The organism is Kribbella sp. VKM Ac-2569 (assembly GCF_004216905.1).
Lineage (GTDB): Bacteria > Actinomycetota > Actinomycetes > Propionibacteriales > Kribbellaceae > Kribbella.
The window spans coordinates 348,876-375,399 of record NZ_SGXJ01000007.1 but is presented as its reverse complement, the minus strand read 5'-3'; the positions used below and the strand labels follow the sequence as shown (position 1 = coordinate 375,399).

At 68.1% G+C, this 26,524-nt stretch carries 18 protein-coding genes; 4 read left to right on the top strand and 14 right to left on the bottom strand.

The window, feature by feature from the left end; genetic code table 11:
• Window positions 1-19: 19 nt before the first annotated feature.
• The gene (locus EV649_RS38010; protein WP_130388543.1) at window positions 20-1,438 is read right to left on the bottom strand and encodes a hypothetical protein; all 1,419 of its coding nucleotides are present in this window, start codon (window positions 1,436-1,438) and stop codon (window positions 20-22) included.
• A gap of 54 nt (window positions 1,439-1,492) precedes the next feature.
• Entirely contained in the window at window positions 1,493-2,854 is a 1,362-nt protein-coding gene (locus EV649_RS38005; RefSeq protein WP_130388542.1) for an NAD-dependent succinate-semialdehyde dehydrogenase, read from the bottom strand.
• Between the two features lie 261 nt (window positions 2,855-3,115).
• On the opposite strand from EV649_RS38005, the gene EV649_RS38000 reads away from it, so the two are divergent.
• On the top strand, window positions 3,116-5,176 hold the full coding sequence (locus tag EV649_RS38000) for a M6 family metalloprotease domain-containing protein (protein ID WP_241999183.1): 2,061 nt from the start codon (window positions 3,116-3,118) through the stop codon (window positions 5,174-5,176).
• Here EV649_RS38000 and EV649_RS37995 read toward each other — a convergent pair.
• From EV649_RS37995 to EV649_RS37975, 5 genes are read right to left on the bottom strand one after another with little or no spacing between them, the layout of a single operon-like run.
• Window positions 5,141-5,797 carry a histone deacetylase gene (locus EV649_RS37995; protein ID WP_130388541.1) on the bottom strand — a complete coding sequence of 219 codons (657 nt, stop codon included), beginning with the start codon at window positions 5,795-5,797 and terminating at the stop codon, window positions 5,141-5,143. The genes EV649_RS38000 and EV649_RS37995 overlap by 36 nt on opposite strands.
• Before the next feature lie 8 nt (window positions 5,798-5,805).
• Window positions 5,806-7,398: a peptide ligase PGM1-related protein gene (locus tag EV649_RS37990; protein WP_130388540.1), complete on the bottom strand. Its 1,593-nt coding sequence runs from the start codon at window positions 7,396-7,398 to the stop codon at window positions 5,806-5,808.
• Entirely contained in the window at window positions 7,395-8,525 is a 1,131-nt protein-coding gene (locus EV649_RS37985; protein WP_130388539.1) for an adenylate/guanylate cyclase domain-containing response regulator, read from the bottom strand. The genes EV649_RS37990 and EV649_RS37985 overlap by 4 nt, the downstream gene beginning before the upstream one ends.
• The gene (locus EV649_RS37980; RefSeq protein ID WP_130388538.1) at window positions 8,522-8,905 is read right to left on the bottom strand and encodes a response regulator; all 384 of its coding nucleotides are present in this window, start codon (window positions 8,903-8,905) and stop codon (window positions 8,522-8,524) included. Before EV649_RS37980 ends, EV649_RS37985 begins: the two co-directional genes overlap by 4 nt.
• Window positions 8,902-11,130 carry a GAF domain-containing protein gene (locus EV649_RS37975; protein ID WP_130388537.1) on the bottom strand — a complete coding sequence of 743 codons (2,229 nt, stop codon included), beginning with the start codon at window positions 11,128-11,130 and terminating at the stop codon, window positions 8,902-8,904. Before EV649_RS37975 ends, EV649_RS37980 begins: the two co-directional genes overlap by 4 nt.
• Window positions 11,131-11,362: 232 nt before the next feature.
• Here EV649_RS37975 and EV649_RS37970 point away from each other — a divergent pair, with 232 nt between their 5' ends.
• Window positions 11,363-13,396: a phospholipase C, phosphocholine-specific gene (locus tag EV649_RS37970; protein ID WP_130388536.1), complete on the top strand. Its 2,034-nt coding sequence runs from the start codon at window positions 11,363-11,365 to the stop codon at window positions 13,394-13,396.
• Here the strand turns inward: EV649_RS37970 and EV649_RS37965 are convergent.
• Window positions 13,393-14,013 (bottom strand): LysE family translocator, encoded by a 621-nt coding sequence (locus tag EV649_RS37965; RefSeq protein WP_157996390.1) that lies wholly within the window; start codon window positions 14,011-14,013, stop codon window positions 13,393-13,395. The genes EV649_RS37970 and EV649_RS37965 overlap by 4 nt on opposite strands.
• 127 nt (window positions 14,014-14,140) lie before the next feature.
• Between EV649_RS37965 and EV649_RS37960 the strand changes: the two genes are divergently transcribed.
• Window positions 14,141-16,954 (top strand): BTAD domain-containing putative transcriptional regulator, encoded by a 2,814-nt coding sequence (locus EV649_RS37960; RefSeq protein ID WP_198682916.1) that lies wholly within the window; start codon window positions 14,141-14,143, stop codon window positions 16,952-16,954.
• A 42-nt stretch (window positions 16,955-16,996) separates the two neighbouring features.
• On the top strand, window positions 16,997-17,773 hold the full coding sequence (locus tag EV649_RS37955) for a class I SAM-dependent methyltransferase (protein ID WP_157996389.1): 777 nt from the start codon (window positions 16,997-16,999) through the stop codon (window positions 17,771-17,773).
• Here the strand turns inward: EV649_RS37955 and EV649_RS37950 are convergent.
• The 6 genes from EV649_RS37950 to EV649_RS37925 form a co-directional block, all read right to left on the bottom strand.
• Entirely contained in the window at window positions 17,766-18,653 is an 888-nt protein-coding gene (locus EV649_RS37950) for an ABC transporter ATP-binding protein (RefSeq protein WP_130388532.1), read from the bottom strand. The genes EV649_RS37955 and EV649_RS37950 overlap by 8 nt on opposite strands.
• Window positions 18,650-19,483 carry an ABC transporter ATP-binding protein gene (locus tag EV649_RS37945; RefSeq protein WP_130388531.1) on the bottom strand — a complete coding sequence of 278 codons (834 nt, stop codon included), beginning with the start codon at window positions 19,481-19,483 and terminating at the stop codon, window positions 18,650-18,652. The genes EV649_RS37950 and EV649_RS37945 overlap by 4 nt, the downstream gene beginning before the upstream one ends.
• Window positions 19,476-20,351, bottom strand: coding sequence for an ABC transporter permease (locus EV649_RS37940; protein ID WP_241999181.1), 876 nt, complete (start codon window positions 20,349-20,351; stop codon window positions 19,476-19,478). The genes EV649_RS37945 and EV649_RS37940 overlap by 8 nt, the downstream gene beginning before the upstream one ends.
• A gap of 8 nt (window positions 20,352-20,359) precedes the next feature.
• The gene (locus tag EV649_RS37935; protein WP_241999180.1) at window positions 20,360-21,388 is read right to left on the bottom strand and encodes an ABC transporter permease; all 1,029 of its coding nucleotides are present in this window, start codon (window positions 21,386-21,388) and stop codon (window positions 20,360-20,362) included.
• Window positions 21,389-21,450: 62 nt separating this feature from the next.
• Window positions 21,451-23,304 carry an ABC transporter substrate-binding protein gene (locus tag EV649_RS37930; RefSeq protein ID WP_130388528.1) on the bottom strand — a complete coding sequence of 618 codons (1,854 nt, stop codon included), beginning with the start codon at window positions 23,302-23,304 and terminating at the stop codon, window positions 21,451-21,453.
• 249 nt (window positions 23,305-23,553) lie between these two features.
• Window positions 23,554-26,523 carry a hypothetical protein gene (locus EV649_RS37925; RefSeq protein ID WP_130388527.1) on the bottom strand — a complete coding sequence of 990 codons (2,970 nt, stop codon included), beginning with the start codon at window positions 26,521-26,523 and terminating at the stop codon, window positions 23,554-23,556.
• Window position 26,524 lies beyond the last annotated feature (1 nt).

Sequence of the window (26,524 nt, the reverse complement as noted above, 5' to 3'; positions counted from 1 at the left end):
AGCCGTCAGTATGCGCCGTTCAGGGGCGCACCACGAGGGGCCGAAACGCCGCCTGGACCTGCGCGGCGCTCGGGGTCACGCTCTCTTCGTCCGTACTGCTGGAGCTCAGGCGGTACGGGCAGGCCTCCCCCGACATCGTCACGGTGGTGGACAGCACCAGGCGCCCGGTGCGCAGCTCGTACACCTTGGTCGGGACCGTGACCTTGCGGAACGTCACGTAGCTGACCTCTCCCCCGTACGGATTCGTCTCCGGTACGTACGGGCAGGTCTGCACGGCCGCGCCCATTCCCGGTGTCTCGGTGCACACGACGACGGTCGCCCGGTACGGGTCGTCGATGGACCACGCGGCCGGCAACTGGTCGGCGTACTGCGAGCCGTCGCCGAGGAAGATCGCCGGGTTGAAGCCGCGGTGGTACGCCTTCGCGCCGCTGTACTTCGCCGGCGTCGAGCAGTACTCCCCGGTCGACACCAGGCTCCGGACGTTGTCCAGCTCGATCGCCAGCGTGGCCTTCACGAGTCCGGCACGCGCCCGCATCGCCTGCTTGGCCTTGGGGTACGTCGTGACCAGCTGCTGGTACATCGAACGCGCCGTCACCCAGGTCGAGCGCGACGCGTAGTCGTCGGCGCAGGTCAGCAGGGCGTTCGGCTCGATCCGGGGTACGACGGCATTAGCGCGATCGAGCAAATTCTTGGACAGCTTGCGGGTCCGCAACCAGGCGGTCATCGTGATCTGCCCGCATGGCTCCATCGCCTGCAGGTCCTTGACGAACCGATCCATGACGACACCTGCGGTCGCCTGCTGCCGCGGGTCGGAGGCGATCGGGCCGAGGATGTCGTAGCCCTCCCTGAGGGACGCCACGTCGGTCAGTCCCGCGGCCGCCGTGAAGTGCCCCTTCGCCGTGTCGATCCTTCCGCAGGTCTCGACGTCGCTGTCGCCGCGGTCCATGTCCTGCCCGGCGACGAGACGGTCGCCGAACCAGACCTTGTCCTGCGCCGTGACCACTCCCGCGCAGTCACCGGCCCGCCGCGCCGCGGTCACCTCGTCGGCGACCTCGGCGGCATCGCGCTTGAGCACGACGCCCGAAGTCACGACCGCGAGCGTGATCACAGCGGCGACGATCCGCCTCGGAACACTGGCCTTCCGCTCCGGCGCCCGGGTCGCGAGGAACAGGCCGTGCAGCACCTGCAGCAGTCCCCATCCCAGCAGGCCGAACTGGTACGCCATGTCCTTGCGCTGGTACATGAGGACGAGGAGTACCGCCGTACCAATGAGGCCTAGGAGGCCGAAGAACCAGCGGCGGATCAGGAAGTAGCCGAGGCCGAGCAACGACGCGTTGCCCAGGGCAACGGCCAGCGGGTCGTGCGGGCGGAGCCGCTTCGGTTTCGGTCCCGGGTACGGCGTGCCCTGCGGCGGCGGGGGCTGCTGCTGGTAGCTCATCTCCACAACTGTGGCGTCGTCGACCTCCCCCCGCGGCGCGCTGGCCGGTTCCTGTCACCCCAGCCGGATGGACTTCTTGTTCATGAATTCCTCGATGCCAGCCGGGCCGAGTTCGCGGCCGAGGCCGGAGCGTTTGATGCCGCCGAACGGGAGGTCCGCCTGGGAGCCGCCGGCGCGGTTCAGGTACACCATGCCGGCGTCGATGCGGTCGGCGACGCGGCGGTTGCGGTCGGGGTCGGTGCCCCACACCGAGGCGCCGAGGCCGAACGGGGTGTCGTTGGCCAGCCGGACCGCGTCGTCCTCATCCGCAGCTTCGAAGACGATCACCACCGGCCCGAAGATCTCCTCGTAGTACGCGTCCATCTCCGGCGTGACATCGGTGAGGACGGTCGCCTCGAGGTAGGCGCCGGGCGTGATCCGGTGGCCGCCGGCGCGCAGCGTCGCGCCTTGTTCGACCGCCTTCGCGACCTGGGCGGCGACCTCGTCCGCGGCTGCGGCCGAGGCGAGCGGCGGGAGCTTCGTCGAGGGGTCGGCCGGGTCGCCGGGGACGTAGTACTCCGTGACGCGTTTGGTCAGCCGGTCGACGTACTCGTCGTACAGGCCGGCGAGGACGATCATCCGCTTCGGGGCGTTGCAGGACTGGCCGCAGTTCCGCATCCGCGCGGTCGCGGTGGCATTGACGGTCTCGTCCAGGTCGTCGGTGTCGAGGATGATCAGCGGGTCGGAGCCGCCGAGTTCGAGCACGGTCTTCTTCAGGTTCTTCCCGGCCTCGGCGGCGACCGAGATCCCGGCCTGCTCGCTGCCGGTCAGCGAGACGCCGGCGATCCGCGGGTCGGCGAGGATCGCGGGGATCTGCCGGCTGGACGCGTACGTGTTCACGTAGACGTCCTCCGGTACGCCGGCCGCGTGCAGGATCTCCTCGATCGCGCGCGCCGACCGCGGGCAGATCGAGGCGTGCTTGAGCAGGATCGTGTTCCCGAGGACCAGGTTCGGCGCGACGAACCGGGCGACCTGGTAGCACGGGAAGTTCCACGGCATGATCCCGAGCAACGCGCCGATCGGCCCTTTGGTGATGACGGCCCTCCCATCCTTGAGGTCGATCGGTTCATCCGCGAGCAACGCCGGTCCGCGCTCCGCGTAGTACCGGAAGATGTCGACCACGATGCCGACCTCGCCCCGGCCCTCGTTGACGCGCTTCCCCATCTCGAGGGTCATAATCGCGGCGAGCTCGTCGGCCCGCTCCACGAACAGGTCCGCCGCCCGCGCAACGATCGCCGCTCGCTCCCCCACGGTCCGCCGTCGCCAGTCCGGGTACGCCGCATGCACCCGCCCGATCGCCGCGCGTACCTCCTCCTCCGTCGAGTTCGCCACTTCCTCCACCAACACCCCACGCGCCGGATCGGTGACTGAGTACATCGGCAACCTCCTCCAAATCCAAGAACTGCCACCATACTGTATACAGCATCCCCTCGATCCGTCGCCGGTCCGACTTTGGGCACCCACCAACCGTTTCGAGGGCCGCGGAATGGTTGGTGGGGGCTCAAAGACGGCTTGGGCAGCGCGCCGTGTGCGGTTGTGACATTGGCGTCTTGGGGGCATGCTCATGGCTGGTCCCGTTGTCCCGCCTCTTTGATCGGATGCCCGCCCGTGTCTGAGCAACGGAAGTTTCGTCGTGTTGTGCGGCTGGTCGCAGTGCTGGCCGTTGTTTCGGTGCCGTCGATGGCGCTTGCCGCACCGGGTGCTCCCCCGGACCCCGTGAACGCCTGGCAGTACCCGCACTGGCCGCAGAAGCAGCCCTGGCAGGAGTCGGGGCCGGACACGCGGGTCGCGAAGACCCTGTCGAGTGGGTTACCGGGCCCGATCGACCCGCAGAACTGGGAGAACCCGGACCACATGACGTGGGACGACTACGTCAAACCGCCCGGCACCAACTGGGCCGACCCCACGGTGAAGGGGTCGGAGCGGACCTTCAAGGGCGCACTGGTGCTGCTCGACTACCCGAACCAGGACTTCGTCATCACCAAGCCCAAGGGGTCGACGGCGTTCGGCAACCCGAGTGCCGCGGCGAACGGCGTACCGCGGGATCAGACCGCGCAGTTCTACAAGAACTTCCTCAACACCCCGGAGCCGCTGAACCACGGTCACACGCTGCACGAGTACTGGATGGAGGACTCCGGCGGCCGGTACGGCGTCGACCTCACCGCGTTCGGGCCGTACCGGATGCCGGGCAAGTCGCACGAGTACGCGATGGAGTTCCAGAGCGACGAGGACTGCCCGGCCGGTGACGACTGCTCGCGGAACATCCGCACCGACGGCCAGGCGGCCTGGGTCGCCGACCAAGGTCCCGACGTACCGGCCGGGTACGACTTCGTGTTCTTCCTCAGCGCCGGTCAGGACGAGTCGTCGACCTGGCAGGAGTTCGGGATGATGAAGTTCCCGACCAAGGAGGACGTCACCGAGGAGTTCGGTGGGCCGGATCCCGCTCAACGCAACTGGTCCGAGACCCGGTACGTCGACTGGACGTCGTGGGCGGCCGGCTCGTCGATCTGGCCGAACGCCGGCGGCGGCTCGTCCACCCAGGCGGAGAGCTCCGGGATGGCCGTGTTCGCACACGAGTTCAGCCACATCCTCGGCATCGGCGACAACTACAACAACCCGTACGGCGTCCCGCCGAGACGCGCGTACACCGGCATCTGGGAGATGCTCAGCCGGGGTAGCTTCAACGGCCCGGGCGGCCCGCACAGCCGCTGGATGATCCCGGCGACCGGTGGCGCGTCGATGGGCGCGCAACACATGCTGCGCAACAAGATCAAGCTGGAGATGGTCGACGAGCAGAACGTGCTCAGACTCTCCCGCGAGGCACTCGCGACATCGGGTGTGGTGATCGCGAACGTCAAGGCGCGCAGCGTGAACCCGGGCGCTAAGGACCTGTCCGGGGTGAACATCGAACTCGGCGGCGCGGGTGATCTCGACGCACCGTGCGATGCGACGAAGGATCCGATGTGCGACGGCCGCGGGTACCAGAACTACACGGTCGAGGTCGTGGACCGGATGGGCACCGACTCGTTCACACCCGATGCCGGCGTACTGCTCGCGAAGACCAAGAACCAGGACCGCGCGCCGTTCGAGTGGGTCGTCGACGCGAACCCGCAGGACATCAACCTGACCGACTACGTGCTGCCCGACGGCACGAAGGTCCCGATCACGATCGGCGACTACCGGCAGTTGTCCGACGCGCTGTTCCACGCCGGCACGAACTCCGGCAGCGAGTACGAGTACACCGACACCGCGAACCGCCTGCACTTCTACATCACCAACGTGCACCGCAACGCGAAGGGCGAGCTGTCGTACACGGTCGCGATCCGCTCGCTCGACGGCGCCGGCTTGCAGAGACGCGGCGTACGGCTGCTGCCCACGGTCGCGAAGCCGGACCGCAGCGGCGTCCAGACCTGCAACTTCAGCCTCACCAACACGGGCACGGCCGGTACGTCGTCGACGCAGCCCGAGGACGTCACGCAGTACGTCAAGGGCGACGTCTACCGCCTGTCCGCCAAGTCCAACGGCTGGCCGATCGCCCTGCCCAACGCGCTCGCCACGGCGAACGCGGGCCAGCAGGTCACGGTCCCCGTCTACACGAAGGCCGGCACCAGCCCGCTCGCCAAGATCACCCTCACCGCCACCTCCGAGAGCGACCCGACCAAGTCAGCCACCGCCACCTGCATCGCCGTCAAGCCGTGAGCCGTTAAGCGCTGACAGCAGCGCGCCGGGCGTCCAGCCGAGTTGGACGCCCGGCACCGCGTGCAGGTAGTCGACCACCTGCCACACCTCCCAGCCGTGCGCCTCGATCAGCCCGGCTGCGATCCAGCGAAGGTACGGCGCCGTGGGGGCGGTCGCCTCGAGGCCGGCAGCCGGGTCATGCGTGACCGTGAACATCGGCAGGCCGTCGCGTTCGCCGAGGCGTACGACGGTCTCGTAGCGGCCGGGCCCCATGGTGTGGAGCACGTTCACGTCCGGCAGCAGCGCGGCCAGCTCGCGAGCGAACTCGCCGCCCGGTTCCCGGCGCATCTCCTGGGCGGCGACATCGCCCAGTTGGTCCGCCGTCAGCAGATAGGCCCGACCGGCGACACACCCGGCTGCGGCGTGGTCGTAGAAAGCCGAGCCACCACCCCAGACCCGCGACTCGCCGGCGAACACGAGCCCGCCGGGCACGTGGACACCGGCGATTCGCCGGGGATCGCTGTGATCGCGGCAGCCGGCGTAGACGCGCGCGCCACCCTGAGGCCGGCCGCCGGCCAGATAGCAGCGGAATCGGTCGAGAGCGAGGTTGGAACCGTAGGCGACGTACCAGACTCGCTCCATCGCACCTCTCAGCTCGGCAGCGGCTGCTCCACGAAGGCCTGCTCCGCCTCCGCCAGCAGAATGCGGGAAGCATCACGGTACCGGCGATCGGCCTCCGCCGGCGTGTTCCCTACCGCGGTCAGCCCGAGCCGGCCGCATTCGGTCAGACAGCTGATCATGTGGAACACGATGCCCACCTGCCGCGACTGGTCGAAGTGCAGCCCGTGCCGCGCCACGATGTCGAACACATCGGCCGGCGACAACCCCTTGAGCAGCTCCGACTCGAGGTGATCCGTCGCGACCAGATGCTTCTCCTGACCCAACGACGTGACGAAGAGCGCGGTGCGTGGGTCGTACCTCCCGTCGGTCAGGAACTGCAGCGTCAGGAACGGATGCGTCGTCCCGCCCTTGCGCAGATTCAGTTCGATCGCGTACGGCGTCCATCCGCCGGCGGCATCGCGCACCACGACGAAGTCGATCGCGAACCGTCCGAGCGCACCCTGATCCGCCAGCCGCCGGCCGATCGTCGCGGCATGCTCGGTGATCATCCGGGCGTACTCCGCCGCCGCCGGAAACACGCAGCCCAGGTAGCTCTGCCCACTCGCGCCGCCGAGCAGTTGGTCGTGCGTGGACAGCAACTCGACCGCACCGCCTGGTACTACCCGGAGCTGGACGCTCGGACTCCGCAGTTCGGCGCCGACGATCCGCTCCTCGACGATCCCGCCGTTCTCGGCGAACTTGGCGACGTACACCTCGAAGGGGGTCGTCACGGACTCCAGCTCCATCTCGCGCAGCCGCTGCAGGAGCTCGTCCCGCTCCCCCGCCGATCCGGCCGCCGGGAGCCCTTTCAGCCGCACCACCGCGTTGCCCTCGCCGGACACGCCCTCGTTCAGCTTCACGATCGCGCTGTCCATCCCGGGCCGCTCGGCACGCATCGAGACCAGCGCGTCGGCGAGCTCGTCGAGGCTGTGCAAGTTCTCCACGCCGAGCGGATGGGGTACGCCGACCTCCGCGAACAACCGGCGGCAGCCGGACTTCGAGCCCAGTGGCGCCAGCCGCGGATCCGCGGCGTACATGGGGATCCCGAGGCTGATCGCGACATCGCGTTCGAGCTCGGTCGTGTTGTACGGAATCAGGTGCGATCGGAACGGGTTCGGGATCAGCGCGGCGATCCGGCGCAGCAGCCGTGGCCGGGCCAGCAGCTTCTCGCTGAGCGGGATCGGCGACGCGTCGTTGACCGAGATCAGCGACAACCGGGCGCGCGCGTGGCTCGGAATCACGCCGGGCAGCAAGGACAGGTAGTACTCGATGATCTCCGGAGCGATCGGCATCGAGGTCACGTAGACCATCCGCAGCCGCGGTTCCCGCAACAGGATGAGCAGGAAGAGGAACCGCTCCTCGTAGGCCTGCATGGCCGTTCCGGTCCCGGCGGCCTCGGTCTTGTCCAGCGTGAGCGACGGTACGACGACCACCGACTCGTCGTGGTAGTTGAGCCGCATCGCCTCCCACACCCCGGCCATTCGCGCCTGCAACTCGTCGAAGCGGCGGTACCGCTCGTCCTCGGTCAGAGCGGACAGTCCACGGGCTGCCTCGCCCGGAGAGGTCCACAGGTCGCCGGTCATGACACGATCCGTGAGTTGTCGAGACCACGAATGCTGTAGGCGTGCACATTCCGGCTGAACCCGCGGACCTGGCGGAGTCCGGCGTCCTCGCCGATCACCACGTCACCGGCGGCGGCGTAGACCCGTTCGGTGGCGAGGATCTGCCAGGGTTCGGCGTCGGCGCACAGGCGCGCCGACAGGTTGGTCACGCTCCCGATCGCCGCGTAGTCGAGCCGTCCGTCGAACCCGATGGTCCCGAGGGTCGCGTAGCCCTGCGCGACCCCGATCCCGAGCGCCAGGTCATGCCCACGACGGCTCCACGTCTCGGCCAGCCCGCGGACCCGGGTCCGCATCGCGACGCTCATCCGCAGCGCCCGCAACGGGCCGTCCTCGCAGCGCACCGGATCGTTGAAGAACACCATCAGTCCGTCGCCCGCGAATCGCTCCAGCGTTCCCTCGAACCGGAAGATCAGGTCGCCGAGCGCGTGGTGGTACTCCGCCAGCACGCCCATCACCTCCTCCGGCTCGCTCGCCTCCGCGAACGCGGTGAACCCGCGCAGGTCGCAGAAGACCACGACGATCTCGCGCCGGTGGCTGGCCAGGAACGACTCGTCACCGGAGTCCACGATCAGCTCGGCCAGCTGCGGGCTGAGGAACCGGCGCAGCCGGCCCATCCGCTGCAGCTGCGACACCTGGCTCTCGACCCGTGACTCGAGTTGCTGGTTCCACGCGGTCAGCTCGGCGGCCTGGCGTTTGATCGTGTCCTGGTACCGCTTGATCCGGGCCAGCGACGCCACCCGGGCGAGCAGTTCGCTCTGGTTGACCGGCTTGGTGAGGAAGTCGTCCGCCCCGGCCTCGAGCGCCTTCACCTTCTGTTCGTCGCCGCTGGCCGTCACCATCACGACCGGCAGGTACGCCGTGTTCACCTGGTCCCGGATCCGCCGGCACACCTCGTACCCGTCCATCCCCGGCATCAGGATATCGAGCAGGACGAGATCGATGTCCCCGGCATCGATCAGCTCCAGCGCCTGCTCGCCCGAGGGAGAGGTCAGTACGTCGTACCCGCGCGGACTGAGGATCGCCTCCAGCAGCCGGACGTTCGGCGGCTGGTCGTCGACCACGAGCACCCTGGTCGTCGCGGCAGTCATGTCGCACCGCCCAGCCGGAGGAAGTCCCTCACCTGCTGCGGCAGCCGGCGCACGCTGATCGGCTTCTCGACGTACCCGGTGAACCCGGAGTCGAACGCTTTCTGCCGGTCGTGATCCATCGCGAACGCGGTCACCGCCACCACCGGCACGGCGTGCGCCCGCTCACCGGCGCGGATCCGGCGCAATGCCTCGGCGCCGTCGATGCCGGGCAGCTGCAGGTCCATCAGGATCAGGTCCGGCCGCTCCGAGGCGGCCAGCCGGACGCCGTCCTCACCCGAGGTCGCCTCGATCACCTCGTAGCCGGAGAATCGCAGCACATCCCTGACCAGCTTGAGATTCTTCGGATTGTCCTCCACTACCAGGATCCGGCCTGAGCTCATCGAGCATCCCCCTCGGTTGTGGCCCCGACTGCTCGGAGAGCGCGGAGCAAAGCGTCCCTGCTGACCGGTTTGACCAGATAGGCGGCGGCACCGAGCGCGGCACCGCGCGCCTGTTCGTCCACGATCGACACCACGACGACCGGGATGTCGCGGGTCTCCGGCTCGGCCTTCAGCGCCTGCAGCACCGCCCACCCGTCGATCCCCGGCAACCGGATGTCCAGCAGGACAGCAGCCGGCCGGACCCGTCGTACGGCGTCCAGCCCGGACTGACCGTCCTCGGCCACCGTCACGCGCAGCGCGGCACCGGTCAGGTAGGCGGTGATCAGGTCGATCGACGGGCGATCGTCCTCGATGACGACCACATCGCCGACGGACGTCGTGGTGTCCGGCCGGTGCTCGTTCGCCCTGCTCCGCAAGGAGAATCCGAACGTGCTGCCGACCCCGACCTCGCTGTCCAGCCACATCCGCCCGCCGAGCAGCTCGACGATCCGCCGCGACAGGGTCAGCCCGAGTCCGGTGCCCTCCTCCTGCGACGGACCCCGGCCGCCCTGCTGGAACGACTCGAAGATCCGCTCCCGGTCCTCCGGCGGTACGCCGCGTCCGGTGTCGGTGACCGAGATGTGCACCTCGGCGCCGGACCGGGTCGCCCGCACCACCACCGACCCGCCGTCGCCGGTGAACTTCACCGCGTTGGTCGTCAGGTTCAGCACCACTTGCTTCAGTCGCAGCTCGTCGGCGTACACCTCGTCGATGCCGGGCCCGACCTCGACCCGCAGGTCGATGCCGTGCACGGTGGCCCGCTCGCGCAGCATTGCCGCAGTGTTGTCGAGCACGCGGCGCAACGGGAACGTCGAGTACTCCAGCTCCATCCGCCCGGCCTCCACCTTGGACAGGTCGAGGATCTCGTTCAGCAGTTCGAGCAGATGCTTTCCCGAGCCGTGGATGTCGCGCAGGTACTCCTCCTGCCGCTCGTTGAGCTCGCCGAACATCCGCTCCAGCAGGACTTCGGAGAAACCGAGGACGGCGTTCAACGGCGTCCGCAACTCGTGCGACATGCTGGCCAGGAACTCGGACTTGTGCCGGCTGGCCACCTCCAACTCCGCGCTACGCTGCGTCAACTCGCGATAGAGCTGAGCGTTGAGCAGCGCGAGCGTCGACTGGTCGGCGAACATCTCCAGCAGCGTCAGCGTCTCGGCCGAGAACTCGCCCGGTCGTTTGCGGCGGACGACCAGCGAGCCGACGATCTGTCCCCCGCGCAGCAGCGGTACGGCGACCAGGGAACGCCAGCCGGCGTCGTACAGGACCGACAGGTGTGGATCGAGTTCCGCCGCGTCGAGATCGGAGACCGCCAGCGGCCGGCCGACCTTGGCCGCGCGGCCGACCAGGGTCTCGTCGAGGTGGATGCGGGTCGTCCGCAGCCGTTCGATCACACTCGGATCGGTCTGGTAGACGCTACGGACCAGGAAACACCGCGCGCCCTCGTCGTACTCCATGATCGAGCCGCCGTCGGTGGCCGAGATCTCGACCGCGTGCTTGGCGATGGTCGACAGCACCTTGGAGACGTCGAGGCTGGAATTGACTGTTTCGCCGACCTCGCGCAGCGCCTCGAGCTCGCCGACTCTTCGCGCCAGCTCGGCACCTCGAGCCTCCAGTTGCTGGACGAGCTTCACGCTGTTGACCGCCATCGCCGCCTGCCCGGCGAACCCTGTCACGAGGTTCTGCTCACCCTGGCTGAAGGGCATGACCTCGTTACGCCAGACCGCCAGCGCGCCGACCACCTCGTCGTCGACGAGCATCGGCGCTCCCATGGTGGTGCGGAACCCCGCCACCCGCTGCAGGTCCTGACGGTTGAAGTCCGGATCTGCCAGTACGTCGGGGATCTGCTGGGTGGCGCGCTCCAGACCGGCCCGGCCGACCAGCGAGCCGCGATCCATCGGGATCGGGTGCTCGGTGAGGTAGCGGATCGACTCCGCCGACATGCCGACCGCCTTGGACAACCGGTAGTAGCCGTCCTCGAACAGGTAGAGCTGCGCGGCTTGCGAGCGGCAGAGCCGGCAGGCGCTCTCGACGATGGTGGTGAGGACCGCGTCCGGGTCGCCGGCGGAGCGACCGACCGCGGACAGTACTTCGTTGGCTGCCGCGAACTGCTCGGTCAGGATCGTCAGCTCGCCCTGAAGCCGCTCGTGTTCTGTTTCCCTGGCGCCGAAAAGCGCCCGCCCAGCCATCGCAGCCTCCCCCACCCCGAGTCCCCCAGGCCGCGCTGATCCAGTCTTCCGCCGAACGTCGCCGAGAGCAATCGCCCCGGTGATCGAACTCCAGGCCCGCCGTTCACAACGGTTTGAAAATCACAAGTTGAGGACAGGAAAGTTCATCTTCCGTCGGTTAATCGTTCAGGCTAAGGTGCCTGCGTTGCAGTCCTGGTGTTTCAGACTCCATCCGCCCCGTTAGGAGACTCGCATGCCAGATATCAATCGCCGTAGGTTCCTGCAAATGGCCGGAGCGTCGGCTGCGTTCGCCGCGATGGCGAACAGCATCGAGCAGGCCGCCGCGATCCCCGCGCACCGCCGGCTCGGCAGTATCCAGGACGTCGAGCACATCGTCGTACTGATGCAGGAGAACCGGTCGTTCGACCACTACTTCGGCAGCCTGAACGGCGTCCGCGGGTTCGGTGACCCGCGACCGGTGACACTGCCGAGCGGACAGTCGGTGTGGCACCAGAAGAGTGCCCTCGGCAAGGAGATCCTGCCGTTCCGGCCGGAGGCCGACAACCTCGGAATGCAGTTCATCCAGGACCTCGCGCACAGCTGGTCCGACGCGCATCTCGCGGTGAACAACGGCAAGTACGACCAGTGGATCCCGGCGAAGACGTCGACCACGATGGCGTACCTGACCCGGGAGGACATCCCGTTCCACTACGCGCTCGCGGACAAGTTCACGGTGTGCGACGCGTACCACTGCTCGTTCATGGGCTCCACCGACCCGAACCGCTACTACATGTGGACCGGTTACACGGGTAACGACGGCACCGGCGGCGGCCCGGTCCTCGGCAACGACGAGGCCGGCTACGGGTGGACGACGTACCCGGAACGGCTCGAGCAGGCCGGTGTCTCGTGGAAGATCTACCAGGACATCGGTGACGGCCTGGACGGCGACCACGGGTGGGGCTGGATCGACGACGCGTACCGCGGGAACTACGGCGACAACTCGCTGCTGTACTTCAACAAGTACCGCACCGCGCAGCCCGGGAACCCGTTGTACGACAAGGCTCGCACCGGCACGAACGCGAAGGCCGGCGAGAGCCTGTTCGCCCAGCTCACCGCCGACGTGCAGAACAACCGGCTGCCGAAGATCTCCTGGATCGCGGCGCCCGAGGCGTTCACCGAGCACCCGAACTGGCCGGCCAACTACGGCGCCTGGTACATCTCGCAGGTCCTCGACGCGCTCACCGCGAACCCCGAGGTGTGGAGCAAGACCGCGCTGTTCATCACGTACGACGAGAACGACGGCTTCTTCGATCACGTCGTACCGCCGTACCCGCCGATGGATGCCAACCAAGGGTTGTCGACGGTCGACCCGAACCCCGATCTGTACACCGGATCGAAGGCCGCCCACGGCGCCTACGGCCTCGGCCAGCGGGTGCCGATGCTCGTGGTGTCTCCGTGGAGCACCGGCGGCTACACCTGCTCCGAGGTCTTCGACCACACGTCGATCATCCGGTTCATGGAGTCCCGTTTCGGCGTCCACGAACCGAACATCTCGCCGTGGCGCCGGGCGATCTGCGGCGACCTGACGTCGGCGTTCGACTTCGGTACGGCGGCGACACAGCCGGTCACTCTCCCGGATACGAGCGCGTACGAGCCGCCGGACAACAAGCGGCACCCGGACTACGTGCCGACGCCGCCCGCGGTCGGCAAGATCCCGGCGCAGGAACGCGGCCGCCGCCGTACCCGGCCGTTGCCCTACGCACCGGTCGTCGACGGAGCCGTTGCCGATAGCAAGTACAGGCTGACGTTCAGCTCCGGGGCGCGCGCGGGCGCGCAGTTCCTGATCACGTCCGCGAACCGTACCGACGGCCCGTGGACGTACACCACCGAGGCCGGCAAGACCGTCGCCGACAGCTGGAACCCGATCTACTCCGCCGGCGTCACCGACCTCACCGTCCACGGCCCGAACGGCTTCCTCCGCACCTTCAAGGGCAAGCCCGCAACCGGCCTGGAACTCACCGCCCGCGAGAACGCCGCCACCGGCAACGTCGTACTCACCTTCACCTCCGACATCGCCCGCCGCATCACGATCACCAACACGTACGCCGGCACCACCCAGAACCTCGACCTACTCAAGGGCACCACCACCCGCACCATCACCACCACCAACGGCTGGTACGACGTCTCGATCACCACCGCCACCGACGCGACCTACCTCCGCCGCCTGGCCGGCCACGTAGAAACCGGCACCCCCAGCCTCAGCGACCCCGCCATCAAGACCGTCTAGGACACCACCGCGAGCCCGGCAAGGGCCAGATAGACGCCTCCGGTCGTCTGTTTGATTCTGCGTCGGGCTTGCGGGGATCGGTGGATCCGGGGGGCCAGGGTGCCGGCGATCGTGGCGTAGGTTGCGTCGCAGGCGGCGGCCAGGAGGACGAAGCAGGCACCGAGGACGAGGATCTGTGTCGGTCCGGACCCCTCCGCCGGACGGACGAACTGTGGAAGGAACGCGAGGAAGAACAGCACCGTCTTCGGGTTCAGCAGGTCGACGAAGATGCCGTCGCGGATCATCCGGAGACAGCTCCTCGGCAGGGCACGGTGCTTGGGTGCATTGTCGCTCGGCGGACGGAACTCGCGTACTCCCATCACGAGCAGATAGCCGGCACCGGCATACCTGATCAGCCGGAACAGGTCAGGTGACGACGTGAGTACCGCACCCAGTCCCGCGGCGGCCGCGACGACGTGGACGAGCGCGCCGAGTTCCAGGCCGAGCACGGATGCGAGGCCAGCTGTGCGGCCGTGGCGCAGGCTGCACGCCACCACGTAGGCGACCGACGGCCCTGGTACGACGAGCACCACCAGAGCCGCCAGGCAGAAGGACAGGACTGTTGTCCCGCTTGGCATGATCCCCCCGATCCGGGCCTTCGCCCGCTCAGGAAGAGACCGTACGGACGGCCGCTGCCAGTTCGCTGTCAATCGGGGACGACCCGGTGGATCGGTAGAGTGGGTGGCCGTATCTCTCGGGGGTGAGATGGGACATCTCGACATTCGGCTGCTCGGCCCGTTCGAGATCCGTCGGGACGGGCGGGTGGTTCGGGTTCCGGGCCGCAAGGTCCGGGCGTTGCTGGCGATGCTCGCGCTGAACTGCGGACGGACGGTTTCGTTCGACGGTCTCGGTCGCGCGCTGTGGGCCGACGATCCGCCGCAGCGCCTGCGCGGCAGCCTGCAGACGTACGTCGGGCGACTGCGGCGCGTGCTCGGCGACGACGCGGTGACGACCGAGCCAGCGGGCTACCGCCTCGACGTGCCGGTGGAGAGTGTCGACGTACTGCGCTTCCATCGGCTGCTCGACGACGGCAAACCCGTGCAGGCGTTGGCGTTGTGGCGCGGAGATCCGTTCGGGAGCGCGCTCTCTGCGTGGTTCGACGAGCACGAGACGCCCGCGCTCGTCGAGCGCTACCTCACCGCCTGGGAACAGCGAACCGACGCCGACATCACCGACCTCCAGAAGCTCACCACGCGCTACCCGCTCCGGGAAACGTTGTGGCTAAGGCTTCTCACCGCCCTCCGCGACGCCGGCCGACAGGCCGAGGCCCTGGAACGCTACGGTGCCCTCCGCCAACACCTCACCGACGAGCTGGGCACCGATCCATCACCCTCGCTACAGACCCTCCATCACAACCTGCTCACCACCGCGCCCAGCGGAGGCGGGCGTGCGCGGGTCGGCGCGGGCAGAAGCGGCGTGGCGCTGACCCGCTTCTTCGGACGGGACGCCGAGCTCGATCGGGTCGGCCGCTTGCTCAACGGGTCCCGGCTGGTGACGATTGCAGGCCCACCCGGAGCGGGGAAGACCAGACTCGTCCGCGAATACGCGGCCCAGCAGGACTCGTCCCTTGTGCTGGTCGAGCTCGCTGCGGCGGACTCCGTGGCGAGCGGAGTCGCGGGGGCGCTCGGGCTCCGGCCGGGTGAGGTGCTGAGGCCGACATCCGACCTGCTGCTGATTCTCGACAACTGCGAGCATCTCGCGTCGGAGGCAGCGGCGTACGTCGTGCAACTGCTCGCCGACTGTCCAGGTCTGCGAGTCCTCGCCACCAGCCGAGTCCCGCTCGCCGCACCAGGGGAACATGTCTACCGGCTGCCACCACTGCCGGACCGCACCGCGACCGAGCTCTTCATCGACCGCGCACGCCTCGTCAACGCGGACTTCCCACGCGACGACAGCCCCACCGTCCGCCAGATCTGCCGCCAGCTCGACGGGCTCCCCCTTGCTGTCGAGCTCGCCGCCGCCTGGATCCGCGTCCTCTCCGCACATCAGGTCCTCGACCGCCTCACTCCGCTCCTGAACGAGCGCCACGGACGACAAGCAACGATGCGCGCCGCGCTCGACGCGAGCTACCGTCTCCTGCAACCTCCGCAGCAACAGCTGTTCGGACGTCTCGCGGTGTTCGCCGGCGGCTTCGACCTGGACGCCCTCGAAGCGGTCGCCGGGCTGGACGACGACCTCCTCACCACCCTCGCAGCCCTCGTCGATCACTCCCTCGTACTCACGGAATCCCTCCCCGACGGCCGCCTGCGTTTCCGGCTCCTGGAGCCGGTCCGCCAGTACGCCGTCGCAGTCTTCGACAACGAGGACGCCGTACGCGACCGCCACGCCCGTCACTATCTGGCCGTGGTACGTCGTGGCGACGCCCGCCTCCGCGGACCGGATCGGGCGACGGCGCTCGTCGACCTCCAACGCGAGGAAGCCAATCTCCTGGCGGCCTTGGCCTGGGCAGGCAGCCGGCCCAACGATCTCGCCCTGCGTCTGTCCACCGCGCTCGGCTACTACTCCGAGCACCGCGGCCAGGTCAACGAAGCCCGGGCCCGCATCGAGCAGTACCTCGGCCATGCGCCGGCCGAGCCGAAAGTCCGGGCCGCCGCGCTCGCGCGACTCGGCCGCCTCGCCTGGCGGCAACGCGACTACCCGGCCGCACGGCGCGCCTACCACCAGAGCCTCACACTCCGCCGGCAACTCGGCGACCAGAACGGTTCGGCGCGCAGCCTGCGAGATCTCGCGCTGGCGACGGCATCCAGCGGCGACACCGGCCGGGCAGTCGAACTGTGCGAGCAGAGCATCGGCATGTTCACCCGCTCCGGCGACGAGCGCGGCCGCGGCTGGGCGCTGACCGTACTCGGTCTGACGCTGTTCGAGAACGGCCGCTGGGCCGAGGGCGAGACGCACTACCGCGAAGCGCTCGAGGTCAGCCTGGCGGGCGGTGGCGCCGCGATGAATGTGAACGCCCGGCTCGGCATCGCGTTCTCCGCCGCGGTAGCCGGCGATGTCGACGCGCACCGGCATCAACTCGACGCGGTCGTCGACCAGATCCGCGCGGCCTCCGGCTTGATCGAAGACCCCGATTGGCTGTGGGCGAGCATGAGCCTGGCCGCGAACGAGGGCCGGACCCGCGCCGCGCTCCGGCTCGCCGGCGCCGCGACCGCCCTCAGCCGGCGTGGCGGCCGGATGTCCGGAACCATGACGACGTTCTGCGACGCCACGGTCGAACGGCTACGCCGCCAGATCGGCGTACGGCGGGCCGCCCGTCTGATGGCCGCGGGCCGGGAACTGTCGCAGGACGATCTGATCGTCGAGGCGCTCGCCCCGCCGACGGTCGACGACCGCCCACTGAGCCGCCGTGAACTGGAGGTCGCCGACCTGGCCGGCCAGGGGCTGAGCAACGACGAGATCGCGCGTTCCCTGACGATCTCGCGCCGTACCGTCGAGACGCATCTCGAGCACCTCCGCCAGAAACTCGATCTCACCAGCCGCTACGAGGTGGTCGCCTGGGCGTTGACGCGATCCGGATGATCCCGGATGCGGGCGGTACGCCGGCCGCGTGACGCTGCTGGGATGAACTACATCTTCGACACCGGCAGTGAGCTCGGACGGCACCATCTCGACCACCTCGGCAACCTGATCGACGCACCGACCCACTGGTGCCTCGAACGCCGCGGCCTGTCTCCCACCGCACGCTGCCTGGAGATCGGCGCCGGCTCCGGCCGGATCGCGAACTGGCTGGCCGCGCGCACCGGCGAGGTCGTTGCCGTGGACATCGATACCGCACAGCTCACCGATCTCGCGGCGAACGTCGAGGTCCGCAAACACGATGTCCGCGACGGTCTCGGGGTGGACGGCCCTTTCGACCTGATCCACGCCCGGCTCGTCCTCATGCACATTCCCGAGCGCGAGCAGATCTTCGCCGAACTGGTGAACGCGCTCGCGCCTGGCGGGCTGCTCGTCATCGGCGACTTCACCGGCCGCCGACTGCATCCGATCTCGGCGCCGAGCGCCGAGGACCGGGCGCTCTGGGCGCGGATGCAGTACCTCTCCCACGAGGTCGTCGGCCCGGCCGGCGGCATCAGCTTGACCTGGGCGGGCGGCACTGCGGCCCGGATGACCGCCGCCGGCCTGACCGACGTACACACGATGGAGTACTCCGAGACGACGGCGGGTGGCACCGACGGCTGCCTCCTGCACCGCAACCTCAACGAGCAGGCGGAGCCTCTCCTGCTGGCGGCGGGTGCCACCCCGGACGAGCTCGCACGGTACCGCGAGCTGATGACCGATCCGTCCTTCACCGCGTGGTTCTACCAGTTCCTGTGCACGTCGGGAGTGCGTCCTAGATGATCGGCGCCTCCGGCTTTGTGTCGGCGGCCGGGTTCGCGTCGTCGAGGCGTTCCAGTTCGTCGACGGCGATGCGGCTGGTCCAGCGCTGGTCGGGGTCGGGTTGGGGGATGGAGTCGAGGAGGAGCTTGGTGTACGGGTGCGAGGGCTCGTGCATCACCGTGGAGACCGGGCCGCGTTCGACGATCTCGCCCTTGGTGATGACCATGACCTCGCCGCCGAGGTAGTAGACCGTGGACAGGTCGTGGGTGATGAACAGCGTCGTCATCCCGTGCTTGATCTGGAAGTCGAGCAGGATGTCCAGGAAGTGCTTGCGCACCTGGGCGTCCAGCATCGACACCGGCTCGTCCGCGATGATGAACGAGGGGCGCAGCATGTGGACCCGCGCCAGCATGATGCGCTGCCGCTGACCGCCGGAGAGCTGGTGCGGGTACCGGCCGAGCACGTTCTCCGGCTCCAGCCGGACTGCGCGCAACGACTCCTCGATCAGCTCGAGGCCCTTGGCCCGGGTGTCCGCGAGCTTGAACTTCTTCACCGCCTTCCAGAGCACGCGATCGACCCGGTAGAACGGGTTGAAGATCGCGTACGGGTCCTGGAACACCGGTTGGACGTCGCGCCGGTACTCGTCGTACTCGGCCCGGCTCAGTTTGAAGATGTCCTTCCCGCCGTACAGCACGGATCCGGCCGTGGGTTTCTGCAGGCCGAGGACGTTGCGGGCGATCGTGCTCTTCCCGCTGCCGCTCTGGCCGACCAGGCTGACGATCTGCGGCGGCGACGCGGCCAGGCTGAAGCTCACGTCGTCCACCGCGGTGATGTAACCGTCGGCGACCCCACGAGCGTGGAACCGTTGCTGTACGCCACGAAGCTCGAGCTCCGACTTCATGATGCCCTCCGTCCGAGCTTCGGGATCGACTCGATCAGCTGCCGGGTGTAGGCGTCCTGCGGGTCCTTGAAGACCTGCCGTACGTCGCCGACCTCGACGAGCTGTCCCTCGTACATCACCGCGACCCGGTCCGCGAGCTGTGCGTGCACGCCCATGTCGTGCGAGATCACCATCAGGGTCACCCCGAAGTCGGTGCGCAGATCCGCGAGCGACTGCAGGATCACCCGCTGGATCGTCACGTCCAGCGCGGTGGTCGGCTCGTCCGCGATCACCAGGTCGGGTTCGAGCGCGACCGCGATCGCCATCAGCACCCGCTGCTTCATCCCGCCGGACAGCTCGTGCGGGTACATCCGGGCCACCCGCGGCTCGAGACCGACCTGCGCGAGCAGCCGCGGGATCATCTCGTGCAGGGAGCTCTTGCGTTCCGGCGCGTGCTCCAGGATCACGTCCTTGAACTGGTCCTCCACCCGCATGACCGGGTTGAGCGAGCTCATCGAGCCCTGCGGGAGATACGAGAGAGCGCTCCACCGCAGTACCCGCAGTTCCTCGCCGTGGACCTTCAGCAGGTCCACCGGCGAACGGCCGGCCGGGTTGAACAGCACCGAGCCGCCGGTCACCTTGCCCGGCGCCTTCAGGAGCCGGAGCAGCGCGACCGCGAGCGTGCTCTTCCCGCTGCCCGACTCCCCCGCGATCCCGAGGATCTCACCGCGACGTACGTCGAGATCGATGCCGCGGACCGCTTTCACGTCGCCGCGGTTGGTGGAGTAGACGACCTCGAGCCCCTTGATCTCCAGGACACTCTCGGAAACATTCCCAGGGACGTTATTCACCGGCCACTCCTCTCAGCCGCGGGTTGTAGACCTCTTCCAACCCGATGTTGACCATGTTCAGCGCCGCGAACAGCAGCGTCAGCAGCACGATCGGGACCACGAACATCGGCCACGCCCCGAGCGTCAGCGCGCCGGTGGTGATCGCGTTGTAGATGATCTGGCCGAGGTCGACGACACCGCCCGGCCCGAGCCCGATCACCTCCAGACCGACGAGGCCGAAGATCGCGCCGAGCGCCGACGATGCGAACCCGACGCCGATGAACGGCAGCAGGTTCGGCAGCAGTTCGGTGACGATGATCTCAATGTCGCGGGCCTTGCTCACCCGCGCCAGGTCGACGTACGGCCGGGTCCGCAGGCTGAGCACCTGGGAACGGATGGTCTTGGCCGCGAACGGCCACGCGAAGATCGAGATCATCACCCCGACCTGGAACAGCGTCACGTTCTTCGCGTACGCCGAGAGCGCGATCAGCAACGGGAACGTCGGGATCACCAGCAGGATCCCGGTGAACGTCGACAGGATGCCGTCGATCCAGCCGCCCTTGTAGCCGGCCACGAACGCCACGATCACCCCCACGACGGTGGAGATGATGCCCGCGATCGCTCCGATCTGGAGCGAGACGGACAGCGCCTTCATCACCATCGCGAACACGTCCCGGCCGAACTGGTCGGTGCCCAGCAGATGCCCGGCTCCGGGCACCAGCCATTTCTCGTACGCCGCCACCTCGATCGGATCCTTGCCACCCCCGATCGCGTTCACGATCAACGGGCTGAACAACGCCAGCAGGACCATCACCCCGAGGATGACCAACCCGGCCGCCAACCGCCGGCTGTTCCGGATCGTCCGCAGCACCGCGTTCAGAAATCTCATCGTCATCACTACTTCCAGTACTTGACCCGCGGGTCCAGCAGCGGGAGCAGGAGGTCGAGGAGGAGTACGGCGGTCAGCACCGAGAAGATCGCGATGTCGGTGACCCCGAGGATCGTGTTGAAGTCGAGCTGCTGGATCGCGGTGACCAGCGTGGTCCCGAGACCCGGGTAGTTGAACAGCTGCTCGACCAGCACGTTGCCGTTGAAGATGAAGCCGAGCGAGATGCCGAACGCGGTGATCTGCGGCAGGTAGCAGTTCCGCAGCGCGTACCGGGTCAGGATCCGCCAGCCCTTCAGGCCCTTCGCCTCGGCGTAGACCAGGTAGTCCTCGCCGAGCACCGGAACCATCAGCATCCGGGTGGACAGGATCCAGCTGAGCGTCCCGATCACCACGATCGACAGCCCCGGCAGCAACCCGTACTTGAGCACGCTGCCGATGAACTCCAGCGAGATCCCGGGACTGATATTGGAGTCGTACGCCGATCTCGCAGGCAGCACGCCCATCGAGTACGCGAAGATGTACACCAGGATCAGCGCGACGAAGAAGTACGGAACGTGGGAGAGCGCGATCGACAGGTTGGTCGCGATCGCGGAACCGAGTTTCCCGCGCCGCCAGCCCGCGATCGCGCCGAGGATCACGCCGAGGATCCAGGACAGCACCGCCGAGATCCCGAGCAGACCGATGGTCCAGGGCAACGCTCTCAGGATCACGTCCTGGGCCGGCGTCGGGTAGTTGATGAGGCTCGGGCCGAGATCGCCGTGCAGAACGAGTTTCTCCATGTACTTCAGGTACTGGGAGAACATGTTCCCGGTGAGACCGAACTCCTGCTGGTAGCGGGCGATGAGCTCGGTGCTCGCCTGCTGGTTGTACATGTAGTTCTGCTGCAGGGTCTGGATCAGCGTCTGGACCGGGTCGCCCGGGATCAGACGGAAGAAGAAGAACGCGATGGTGAGCGCTCCCCAGAGCTCCACGAAGTAGATCCCGACTCTTCGGATCGCGTACGCCGCCAGCGGATGCCGCGACAGCCAGGCCCGCACCCCCCGAGAAGGTGCGGAATCCTGGCTCTTGTCGACTGCTACCACCGGCGGGGCATCCGCCGTCACGCCGGTCCCTTCTGGCCGGTGGCCGAGATCTTGCCGAGCACCAGGGTGAAGTGCGGCCACCAGTTCAGCGGCACCTCGTAGAGGTTGTCGTCGGTCGGCCAGTCCTTCCAGAAGGCGGTGTTGAAGAACTGCGGGTACCCGGTCTGGATCACCGGCAGCAGCGGCAGCTTCTGGAAGTAGATCTCCAGCGCCTGCTTCAGCAGCGGCTTCGCCTCCTCGCTGTCCGGGTCCATCCCGGACAGCTTCTGGGAGATCGCGTCGAACGCCGGGTCCTTGAAGCGCATCTTGTTCTTACCGGCGGCGTTCTTGCCGATCGGCTGGGCCTTGGTGCTCTCCCAGTCGGTGTACAGCTGCTCGGGGTCGATGGCGAACCCGGCCCAGCTCGAGTCGATGTCGTACTCTCCGCGCTGGAACTTCTCGTCGTGCACGCTGCCGGACAGGCTGCGCAGGGTGCAGGGCACCCCGACCTTGGCGAGGTCGGTCTTCAGCACGTTCGCGATCGCGTACTCGGCCTTGTCGACCTGCGCGGGCGTGATGATCTCGAGGTTGATCTCCTTGCCCTTGTAGGTGCGCTTGCCGGCCGCGTTCTTCGGCGCGATCTCGTCGAGCAGCTGGGTCGCCTTGTCGAGGCTGTACTCGAACTTGTACTTTCCTGCGAGCTCGTCGTCTTTCCACTTGTCGTTGGTCGGGTAGTCGGCCCACGGGTAGATCGCGGGCGGCACCTTGACGTCCCAGACCGACGTACCGATCTTCTCCCGGTCGAGGCAGTAGTTGATTGCCCAGTGCATCTTCTCCTCGGCCATCACGCCCCGGGTCGGGTCGCAGTTCAGCCACATCACCCGGGGGTTCGGGTCGTGGAACTGCGTCGTGACCAGGTTCGGGTAGCCGGTGTTGGCCAGCTGCGTGGCGTGCTGCGTGTCGATCGAGCCGACGTCGAACTCGGCCCGCTCGAACGCCAGCGATGCCTGGTCGAGCTGCTTCGAGGTGCTCTGGAAGATCACGTACTGCGGCTTGACGTCGAGCTTGTCCTTGTTCCAGTAGTTCGGGTCCTTCTCCCAGACGAACATCTTCTGGTTCCGGATCGCCTGCTTCAGCTTGTACGGGCCGGAGCGGACCGGCGGGTTGTCCTTGAACTTCGTCAGGTCCTGCGACTTCCAGATGTGCTCGGGCATGATGTTGTTCGGCGCGCCCGCGATCGCGGCGATGAAGTTGTAGTGGAACCGCGGCGTCGGCTTCAGGAGCTTGACCACCGCCGTCTGCGGGTCCGGCACCTCGACCGTCTTGACGAACTCCTTCAGGTCGCCGCCGCCGCCGAACAGGTCGGGCCGGTCCTTGAGCGCCATGACGGTGAACTTGAAGTCGTTCGCGCCCAGCGGCTTCCCGTCGTTCCAGTGCGCCTTCGGGTCGAACTTCAGGGTCAGCTCGGTGTGGTCGTCGTTGTACTTGTACTCGGTCGCCAACCACGGCGTGAGCTTGCCGGTGGCGAAGCTGAGGAAGAACAGCGGCTCGGTGGCCAGCTCTACGCCGGCGCCGCCCGGAGATCCGTTGGGGATCATCCCGTTGAAGCTGTCGAAGACCGTGTACTCGACCTGCCCGACGATCACCGTCTGGTCCCGCGGGACGGGGATGTTGGCCTTGCCGATCTGGATGGATTTGGTGGCGACCGGCTTGTTGCTGTTGGCCGGCTTGTCGGAGTAGGAGCCGCCGCTGGAACAGGCAGCCAGGAAGGCGGTCAGCGCGGCGGCACCTCCACCGATCATGCTTCGCCGGGTCAACTGGTACCGGACGACGTCTTCGACATCTTCGTACTGCTCGCGCGGGCCAGCGCTGTTGTGGGACTCCGTGTTCATGACGAAGGTCACCTCCGTTTACGTTGCGTGGACTGGCGGATCACCGACCGAGAGGTGCCACGGACTATAAGTAGCGTTGACAACGTTGACAAGAGTTCGTTGCCACGTTGAAGCAGACTCGTCATATCCGCAGCTCAGTGGATATACCAACCTTTGACAACGTTGCTCGCTCTGCGTGACTCCCGTAGGCGGAAACGCTTCCAAGCGCAGTTACGCCGCGTGCACTTTCCGGCCCGCGGCCAGTTCCGGTCAGTCGTAGACGGAGTCGACCAGAAGTTCCACAGATCGGTCCGGTTCGTTGAGAACCGCGCGGATCACATGCCGCTGGTCCCATCGCCCGGCAGCCCATGCGAGGGCCTTCGCGAGGCCGTCGAACGTCGCCGCGTGCGGAGCGCTGTCGGCGTCCACCCACCACGAGACCTCGACACCGTCGACGGTGAGCTCCTCGTGCTCCCACCACGTCGCCGGGACCTCGGGCACGAGTTCGCGGACGATCGCCGGCACGTCCGCCGCCGTACCCTCGCCGTCGATTTTGCCCTCGGCAACTTCCTGGGCGAGCGGTACGTCGAACAGGTCGCTGAGCCCGTCCGCCGCGGCACCGGATCCGATCACGAATCCGCCGAGGTCCTCGCGCTGCACCCACATCGGCCCGTCGACCACGACCGCACCATCCGCGTCGGTGACTCGGGTGCCGCCGCCGTCGGTGTCCAGCACGCGGACCTGGGCCGGCGCGGCGCCCGGGAACAGCGCCATCGTCCCGAGCCGGTTCCACAGGCGCAGGATCGACGCCTCGTCGACCTCTCGCTCGGGGTCGGCGAGCCGGTCGAGGACGAGACCGATGCCGTCCGCGTCGAGGTCGCCGACGTCGCGGACCAGGCCGATCGCCGTACGGACCTCTGGATCGAGCCCGGCCGTCCAGGCGGGAGCTTCGTCGAGGAACGTCGCGAGTACCGGTTCGGCGTCGGGATCCGCGCGTCCGGCGAGCGGTTCGCCGTCGTCGAGCAGGACGTGTTCACGGATCCACCAAGCCGCGTACGACGGTACTCCGAGCGGCCGGTCGTCCGGGCCGACGACGCGGACCTGGGTGACGAGTGCGCGGCGCAGTTCGGGGTCAGAACCCAATAAATGCAGGGCTTTCGGCCAACTGTCGTCGGTGATCCAGTCGAGGTCGCGGATCGCTTCGAGCTCACCGACAGTGGCGCCGTACCGGGATCCGTCTGGTGCTATGTCGTACGCCCAGTCCTCGATGTCGTCGAGGTCCTGGAGGGCTTCGGGGAGGCGGTCGAGGGCGACGTCGGACGCGCTGACCCGGCCGAGCGAGGCGAGGACGCCAACGGCTTCCAGCGCGGGCACGCCGTAGCGGTCGAGGACGTCGCCGGCGACGGGTGCGACCTCCTCGACATCGAGCATTGCTTGCGCGTCGGAGCCCTCGACGACCAGGGCATTCGCGGGAACGAGCTCGCCGTCCGCGTCGCGAAGTACAAGGTCGGAGAGCCACCACAGGCCGTCCGCCTGGGTGGGGTCGGCGGCGACCAGGCTGAGGACGGCGTGCGCGATCGCGTCCGGGTCGTCGGAGTCCGCGGAGTGCTCGACGGCGGCGCGGACGGCGCCGTCTTCGAGGAGCGAGCGTGGGGTGGCGGGGATCGCTCCGAGGCGTTCGAGGACGGGGTCGACGGCATCCGGGTGTATGACGCGTACGCCGTACGCACCGAACGCGGCGAGCGTGTCGACCGGGATCTCGGGTCCGGGCAGGAGGAGACCGCGGGCTCCGCGGACGAGTCGGCCGTCGGCGAGCGGGACCGGGAGGGTGCCGAGCGGTTCGCGGATCAGTGGGTCGGTCACCATGGTCGACAGCGCGGCGTAGAGCGTGCGCCACCAGCCGGGCGGTTCCTCTCCCCCGAGCTGATCCACCACCTCGGCCAGCTCGATGCGGCGTACTTGCAGGGCGTCGAGGGCGAGGCGGTCCTCGCGGCGGGCGTGAATCAGGCCTGGTACGAGGGGTGCCAGGACCTCGTCGAACGCTTCGTCGGCACCGTCTACGACGGCCGCCTCGCTCGGTCGCAGGATGGTGCCGCCGACTGCGGGGAGGATGGGGACGCTCGGCAGGACGCGGAGGATTTCGTCGCGGAGCATGCGGTCGAGCGCGCCTGCGGCTAGGCCGGTTGGGACCAGCGGTAGTACGTCGTCTCGGTTGTCGGCTCGCTGGCGTAGGAGTTCGGCGTACGACGTCGCTGCTTCCTGGACGAGCCGGTCGGTCAGCGGGCCCTTTGCCACGTGCCGACGGGTGGAGTCGAGCGGGAAGGTTGCCAGGAGCAACGCTGGGAGGGAGAACGGTTCGTCGGTGGGGGTAGGTGCGTGGACCACACGCGGTAGTTCGGTGAGTGGGCTGCGGGGCAGGGCCCAGACGACTGACCAGGTCGGGCGGGTGCGTTCTTCGGTGGGGCGGTCGGCGAGGAGGCGTTCGCGCTCGTCGGTGGTGAAGGTGCCGGCGGCTCGGTGGATGTGCCAGCGGTCGGCGGCGTTCTCGAGGATCCGGTGGGTGTCCTCGGTCTCGATCTCGATGCGGTCGAGGCCTGGGAGCGCGAGGAGGAGCGCGTCGTCGGCTTCGGTGAGCAGGCGGCGGACGAGATCCGCGGCGGCTTCGTCGCGGAGCGGGAGGATGACGGCGGTGTCGTAGCCGGCAGGCGGTTCGCCCTCGGTCGCGAACGGCAGTCGCAGGACAGGCACCTGGCCGTCGCGACGCCGCAGTTCGGTGTCCAGCGAAGAGTTCCCGAGGTCGGCGATCGCCGCGACGGTGTCAGCCTTCGAGAACCGCACACCCCCACTCCGCGACAACACCACCGGCTCATCCGTCACCGCAAGCACAGCAGAAAACCCAACCCCGAACCGTCCCACCGAGGAACCCGCCCGCTCAATGCGTTTGGCTGATGCTCGGAGGGTGGCGAGTGATTGCACGCCTTCTGCGTCCAGCGGGGTGCCGGTGTTGGCTACGACGAGGGTGTTGGCGCGGAACTCGTACAGCACGCGCCCCGGGGTGCCGGCCCGGGTGGCTGCGTCGGCGGCGTTCTGGGCGAGCTCGATCACCAGCCGGTCGACGTACCCGCCGAGAGCGAGCTCCTCCTCGGCGTTCGCGTCCTCCCGGAACCGAACAGGCGCCGCCGCCCACCCGGCCAGCACCCGATCGCGGATCCCCCTGGCGCCGAACACATCCTCAGTCACC